Here is a 5,449-nt window from a genome sequence, read left to right on the forward strand (position 1 = left end):
ATCCTATTTTGCTTGCTAATTTTATTTATCAGTTGATATGGAGTTATTTAATAATCGACCAGATTATAGTTGTGGGAAAACGCATAGAATACTACCCTTACCTTTTACATATTGTTATTGCTTTTAGTTCAGGGTGGTATTATTTCAGGTACAGAAAAAAGTCTTCTTCATTACGCTAACGGGGAACGTTAGTTGAACAAATAAGGGGCAGTTTGCTGCGGCAGCTACTCCCTTTATTTGTTAAGCTAACGGGCAGGATAGTGCAATGTCCTTTTCGAATACTATATTATACAAAGTAAGGTTGTATTTAATCGTGGACATGTCAGGATGCTATTTCGGAATTGCATGAATAGCCGTTTCCAAATATTTTCGGGTAACATTCCCAATAGTAAAGAGGTAGGAGGAATCAAAAAAATGAATTCATTTGAAATATATAGATCAGTTCGCACTTGGGAAGACATGCGTGCCCTTGAGATGGATATGCTAAATGGAAAGATTGATAAAGACCCAACTAAATTTGCGAAGTGTAGAGAGGTTATGGAAAGAATGAGAGTGCTTTTAGAACATGACAGCACAGATGTAGAGTACATTGTTACTAACACCTTCACATATTTGAAAAAAGGAGGGTGGCTGTATAACTATTACATTGAACAAAATAAAATCGAATACAGAGATTATGAATACACAATCTATAAAGGCCTTCTGAATGGAGAGGAAGAATTAAAAACCTTCCCAACTCTAATAGAAGCGGTGGCTGAAATTTTATCTCATTATCCAGAGCAAGGACTCAAAACAGTTGAAGGAGCAGTTGCTGACTTGACGATCTTTTGTGAAAAATGAGATGCATATGCCCCTCCAATTCCTCAACTTCAATAAAAAGTTGGGTATTGTTCCCAAAGTTTATTCACTGTCGACGTTACGCTAACGGGGAACGATAGTTCAATTCATTAAGGCTTCCGCAGGCAGTCTTTTCTCAAATAATTGGCAGAATAGCTTAAGTAAATGTTAGCTATGATGAAAGGGTGAGTACATGCTTGAACCCAAAAGAATGATGCAGTTTACCATTGTTGATATTATTGAAAGGAAAATATATTTCATAAAAACGAATAACATATTCGATAAGTTAGAGTTTCAGTATGATAATGAAGGCGAGCTGCTTGCTTACGATGAAATGTTGGTTGATGTGAAGCTAATGGACGAAAACGAATTTGTAAATAAGTATCTAAGCATTATTCGCATGCTGTCAGTAAAATTCGAAAACAAGGTATTTAGTGATGATAAGGAAACAGAAAAAATGTCTGGATATAATAATGCAATTGTCAACATTTTGAGGTGCATAAACCCTATTTATGAGTTCGATTCAAATGATTAAATGAATTACTCAAGAATTTACACTTTATATTCAACTAACGGGTAACGAATAGCTCAATAACGGATATTTGAATAAAACCCCCATTTTTATGAACATGTCTACACACAAAACCTTTTCAGAAGAATATTAACGGCCATACAAGCCATTTTCTTTTTATAGGTCTTCAATTCGATCATAAAGGGAAARTGGCTTGTATGGCCGTTCTGTTCGTTTAGTGCTTTTTGGTATCTACGAGGTAACATGCTCACAAAATAAGAGATTTTGTACAGATGTTGTTGCTTTGTAATAAAGTTTGATTAAAAATACGTCGTAAACTCATATTTTCCGTTAAATAAAAAGACCTCGTTTTGAAAAAAGATTGATCAAAACGGGGTCATTCTTTGTGAAGTACTATACAATTTTTATAAAAAGATAGATCATTTTCTACCTGTGTTGTTCTACAATCGCGCCCGATCCTGGAAGATACATTATCCTCAATTACTTCTTTGAATTAAAAAAAGTTCATAATTAACCTCCTCGCATTATTTTTCTTTTAACATTGAATACTTTCGATAAGCTTTATAGAAACTGCTACCAAAGAAAACAATCATAAGGGCGGGAAGCAACCTCAAAAGGGCAAATGGAGTTTCAAATAAAAATGCTTTCCAAAATAATGCACCTTTCATACTCCAAAGACCTTCAGCTAAATATAAACCTGAATCCTTGTAAAGCATATAAGAAAAAGACAATAACAGTATACCTAAACCAGATGAATAACCCATCAATCTTTTATAATAATTACTCTTTGATTGGCGATCCGAGAAGATTTCATTTTGATCATCATCTTCTTTTTGCCAATATCGAATTCCACCAAGCCAGGAGCCATTTATATAAATCCAACCGAAGTCTTCATATATCCCTTTGTAATCTTTGAACTTTTTATTTGATAAATAATCTTGATAATCCAGTCGCATCACATATCTCTTGTCGGTTTTTTCGAAAGTGTATATTCCTAATCCACTAATATTTGTACAACGATAGCCTTTTTGTAATTGCTCGTTCAGCCATTGCTCCTCTTTTTCAATATCAAAAAATATCTTAAATTTCTTCATTCGATTCACTTCCTTCGTACAGGGATAAAATATGCAATAACCTGTTTTGTTCCATTTTCAAAATGGCGCTTCCTTCCGCAGTTATCATATAAACTTTTCTCCGACCTGACTCTCCAACAGGTTCAATCCAACCATGCTTATTCAAGTTTTCAATCGCACCGTATAATGTACCAGCTGCTAAAATAACAGTACCGTTACTTATCTTTTCTATCTTCTGCATTGCGGCATAGCCATGGAGTGGCTCACGCAGAGCTAATAAAATATAATGCATGGTTTCAGACAATGGTAATAACTTATGTTTCATATCCTCACCCTCTATTCAGTTCAGCTATATAGTTCAACTTAATAATAACATAATGCAGTTCAACTGAATAGTCAACAACATTTTCAAAATTAGTCAAAGGAACTCGCTGGGCGTTAAACTAACGGGCAGGATAGTTCAATCGTTTCGTGAGTACCTTCAAGCATATAAATTCACGAAAGCAGGAAAATACAGAAACCACGTGGAATAAATATACAACTATACCGTATTAGGAGGTCGTGAAATGGCGTTTCCGACACATATTGTATCGGCAGGCGGAATTGTAGAAGATGGAAATGGAAATATCCTATTAGTAAAAGCCCATGACGATGGTTGGGTGTATCCTGGTGGGATAACTGAAGTTGGAGAAAACCTGATTGATGGCGTGATTCGTGAAATCAAAGAGGAAAGTGGAATAGAAGCCACTGTTAGCCATTTAATTAGTGTTGTTTCGAATACAGCGATCCATAAGTGGTATGACGGTGTGACTGATGTTCCTACGAAGGTTATGTTTGATTTCGTGTGCAAAGCTGTGGGTGGAGAGTTAGCTACTTCTGATGAAACGAGCGAGTGCAGGTGGGTTCCAAAGGAAAATGTTCTGGATTTGATTACTTTACCTGCAATCCGCATGCGTTATGAAGCTTATTTGAACTTTAACGGCTCTGTGAATTATATAGAGTACGTCACAGCGACAACGTCAGAATGTAATATCAAGCTTCAAAGGCGTGTTTAGTTGTACGAGGGCTCGTGTTTTAAGAATCTTTGCACTAACGGGTAACTTTAGTTGAATAATGAACATTGATGAGCAGGCACTACGGTAGCCTGCTTTTTTCATTGGAGTAACGAGCAGTATAGCTGAATTACAACTGTTATTGGTGTTGATTTAATGGTAATATGTGGGTGAAGGATGTGGTGGGATGTGAAAGACATATTGATTAGTTCTATTGGAGTTGCAATACTTGCTTTGTTACATATCGGAAATGCTAACTCACAACAATTAACAAATGATAGCCAAGTTGTTTCTCAAGTGAAATCATCAATTAATAATGTAATCTCAAACAATAATGTTGTAACTGCAAAACCAACTTCGAGTTCAAATCATCTCACTTATACTATTGTTGCAAATCCATATGATGTAATTCATGTTACATTAGAGAAAATGGATGCAGAAGGAATATATGAGAATGTTCTTTCTTATGAAGAATCTTTATCATCCGATGGATTGAGTAAACAACAACATTATGATAAATCCGGTAACTATAGACTGGTACTTGAAGATAAGTCCAATAATACCACTGCTACACATACTATTATTGTCTCTGATAAATGAGGATTGTTATTGAAAAAAGGCATCATCATTCGATGGTGCTTTTTCTATGCTGCTTGCATATTTATCGTGCTATTCTTGTGAGTTAGTCTAGAGGAACACAGAGGAGATTATCATTAAGCTAACGGGCAGGATAGCGCAATTAAACAACAAAAAATTATGGAGTTTTTAAACTAAAAATAGTATTTCTAATTGTAGGATTATTTAAAGGGGGAGAGCTACATTACATGCAAAAGAATAGAATCATAATCATTGATGGTATGCCAGGTTCGGGTAAGTCCACAACATCAACATTCATATCTGAAAAATTATCTGCCCTTAATATCAACAATAAACTTTTCCTTAACAAGCTCTGATAACCCATTATTTATTAATACACCAGCTATAAATTCTTTAAGTTCTGACGAAGAGTCCGAAGATTTTACTTCTAAAGTAATCAGCTTATATTCTAATTTTGTTGAAGAGTATAAAGAAAAACAAAGTGTGGTTATTATTGAGAGTCTAATTTATCAAGGCATTGTAAGTGTCGCTCTCTTCAAAGGGATGAAAGAAAACAAGGTTAAAGACCTTGCTAAGCGTATCTTCGAAATTATGAATGGGATGAATCCCGAATTTGTTTTTTATGTTCAAGTTGATGCTGAAATGTAGGTTTTGAATAAAGTTTGAGTAAAAGCATCTCCCAAGCCCATATTTTATGATAAATAAAAAGAATCCGTTTTGAAAAAATGATTGATCAAAATGGATCCTTTCTTTGTAAAGTATTGTATAATTTTTATAAAAAAGTTTGATTATTTTCTACTGTTGATCTTCAACAAACGCGCTCTTAAAAGGAATAAAATTTCAGTTAAGTGATAAGATAAGATTCTATAGAGTTTTTCATATGATTAACGAGTGACTTCGGTATCCAGTCCTTCCCACTTATCGATATGCTTTTCTGGCTAAGTTGAGTAATGTCGAATATTCTTTGGACAGACGAGATAAAGCCCATTCTGCAGCCACATCTTTTAGAGAAATTTCATCGATAGACACTGTTTGCCACATTCGAGCCAAGGTTAAAATCACATTACGCTCATCACCTTTGATACCCTCAATCAACCCAGGTAAAGACTCCTTAATCACTCTGGGGTCAAGAATATCTRAAGCATCAGGACCAAATAGAGAAATGCTATTCTTTCTCGCTTGTGCTAAAACAATAGCTAAATCAGGGTCATAGGTTGGTTCCTAGATTTGTCCTTTCTCAAAATCACTCCTGAGCCACTCACCATAGGTAAATTTATTTCTTGGTAGTTATCGCCAAGGTACAATATCGCTATGGTTTATAATCGTGACTTCAAGTGGTCTCACAGAATCTGCTTTTC

Annotated in this window: 7 protein-coding genes and 1 pseudogene; 5 read left to right on the top strand and 3 right to left on the bottom strand. The window is 35.0% G+C overall.

Annotation, left to right across the window (positions count from 1 at the left end; translation table 11 throughout):
* Positions 1–414 precede the first annotated feature (414 nt).
* A complete protein-coding gene (locus AC1DWN_RS26935; RefSeq protein ID WP_477561967.1) occupies positions 415–840 on the top strand; it encodes a hypothetical protein in 426 nt (141 codons plus the stop codon).
* A 190-nt stretch (positions 841–1,030) separates the two neighbouring features.
* Positions 1,031–1,372, top strand: coding sequence for a hypothetical protein (locus tag AC1DWN_RS26940; protein ID WP_477561968.1), 342 nt, complete (start codon positions 1,031–1,033; stop codon positions 1,370–1,372).
* Positions 1,373–1,893: 521 nt separating this feature from the next.
* Here AC1DWN_RS26940 and AC1DWN_RS26945 read toward each other — a convergent pair.
* Both AC1DWN_RS26945 and AC1DWN_RS26950 read right to left on the bottom strand, forming a co-directional pair.
* Entirely contained in the window at positions 1,894–2,463 is a 570-nt protein-coding gene (locus tag AC1DWN_RS26945; protein ID WP_477561969.1) for a DUF2812 domain-containing protein, read from the bottom strand.
* The gene (locus AC1DWN_RS26950; protein ID WP_477561970.1) at positions 2,450–2,767 is read right to left on the bottom strand and encodes a PadR family transcriptional regulator; all 318 of its coding nucleotides are present in this window, start codon (positions 2,765–2,767) and stop codon (positions 2,450–2,452) included. The genes AC1DWN_RS26945 and AC1DWN_RS26950 overlap by 14 nt, the downstream gene beginning before the upstream one ends.
* A gap of 241 nt (positions 2,768–3,008) precedes the next feature.
* Between AC1DWN_RS26950 and AC1DWN_RS26955 the strand changes: the two genes are divergently transcribed.
* The 3 genes from AC1DWN_RS26955 (at position 3,009) to AC1DWN_RS26965 (ending at position 4,739) form a co-directional block, all read left to right on the top strand.
* Complete coding sequence (locus tag AC1DWN_RS26955) at positions 3,009–3,497, top strand: NUDIX hydrolase (RefSeq protein ID WP_477561971.1); 489 nt, start codon at positions 3,009–3,011, stop codon at positions 3,495–3,497.
* 186 nt (positions 3,498–3,683) lie between these two features.
* The gene (locus AC1DWN_RS26960; RefSeq protein ID WP_477561972.1) at positions 3,684–4,094 is read left to right on the top strand and encodes a hypothetical protein; all 411 of its coding nucleotides are present in this window, start codon (positions 3,684–3,686) and stop codon (positions 4,092–4,094) included.
* Between the two features lie 249 nt (positions 4,095–4,343).
* Entirely contained in the window at positions 4,344–4,739 is a 396-nt protein-coding gene (locus tag AC1DWN_RS26965; protein WP_477561973.1) for a hypothetical protein, read from the top strand.
* Positions 4,740–4,935: 196 nt separating this feature from the next.
* Here AC1DWN_RS26965 and AC1DWN_RS26970 read toward each other — a convergent pair.
* A pseudogene (locus AC1DWN_RS26970) lies at positions 4,936–5,449 on the bottom strand (aminoglycoside adenylyltransferase domain-containing protein); the annotation flags it as partial.

The sequence above is a fragment of the Paenibacillus sp. P4_A7 genome, from assembly GCF_056402455.1.

Coding starts and splice junctions, on each gene's coding strand:
- AC1DWN_RS26945 (WP_477561969.1), bottom strand. CDS start 2,463: ATGAAGAAATTTAAGATATTTTTTGATATTGAAAAAGAGGAGCAATGG.
- AC1DWN_RS26940 (WP_477561968.1), top strand. CDS start 1,031: ATGCTTGAACCCAAAAGAATGATGCAGTTTACCATTGTTGATATTATT.
- AC1DWN_RS26950 (WP_477561970.1), bottom strand. CDS start 2,767: ATGAAACATAAGTTATTACCATTGTCTGAAACCATGCATTATATTTTA.
- AC1DWN_RS26935 (WP_477561967.1), top strand. CDS start 415: ATGAATTCATTTGAAATATATAGATCAGTTCGCACTTGGGAAGACATG.
- AC1DWN_RS26955 (WP_477561971.1), top strand. CDS start 3,009: ATGGCGTTTCCGACACATATTGTATCGGCAGGCGGAATTGTAGAAGAT.